The 824-nt window shown below is 67.4% G+C and carries 1 protein-coding gene; it reads right to left on the bottom strand.

What is annotated here, in order from left to right; genetic code table 11:
- Window positions 1-824, bottom strand: an 824-nt coding sequence (locus KVT32_RS27850; RefSeq protein WP_217619169.1) for an acyl-CoA dehydrogenase family protein, incomplete at both ends; no start/stop codon positions are given.

Raw genomic sequence — 824 nt, 5'->3', positions numbered from 1 at the left:
CATCGAGCATGTCCTGGGTGAACGGACGGGCGTAGACGCCCATCGCACGGCGCGTCAGCGACAGGATCTCCTGGCGGATCTCGGTGCCGCGGATCTTCAGCATCGAGCTTTCCGCACCCGGCACGCCGCCGCCAGCCACCGCCGCGATCACGCGCAGGTTGGTCGTCTTCATGTTCTCCAGGTCGATCTCGACGCGGGCCAGGCGCGACGCGAACGAGGGATCGTCCAGCAGCGGCTTGCCGTTGCGGGTTTGCGTGGCGGCGATGCGCTTCAGGCGCGCCAGCGCGGCCACCGAGAAGCCGACGCCGGCGATGTTGGTGCGCTCGTAGGTCAGCAGGTACTTGGCGCAGGTCCAGCCGCGGTTCTCTTCGCCGACCAGGTTCTCCGCCGGGACGCGCACGTCGGTGAAGAACACCTCGTTCACTTCATGTTCGCCGTCGAGCGTGATGATCGGGCGCACTTCGACGCCCGGGCTGTTCATGTCGACCAGCAGGAAACTGATGCCTTCCTGCTTCTTGGCTTCGCGGTTGGTGCGCACCAGGCAGAAGATCATGTTGGCGTGCTGGCCCAGCGTGGTCCAGGTCTTCTGGCCGTTGACGATGTAATGGTCGCCGCCCGCATCGGTGCCGCGCACGGCGGTCGTCTTCACCGCGGCCAGGTCGGAGCCGGCGCCCGGTTCCGAGTAGCCCTGGCACCACCAGTCCGAGCCGTCCAGGATGCGCGGCAGCCAGTAGCGCTTCTGGGCCTCGTTGCCGTACTTGATCAGGACCGGGCCCAGCATGTTGACGCCGAAGGGCACGATGCGCGGCGCGTTCGCCAGCGCG

The organism is Achromobacter sp. GbtcB20 (assembly GCF_019091095.1).
Classification (GTDB): domain Bacteria; phylum Pseudomonadota; class Gammaproteobacteria; order Burkholderiales; family Burkholderiaceae_B; genus Achromobacter; species Achromobacter mucicolens.
The sequence above is the reverse complement of the archived record's forward strand: the minus strand, read 5'-3'. Positions and strand labels throughout refer to the sequence as shown.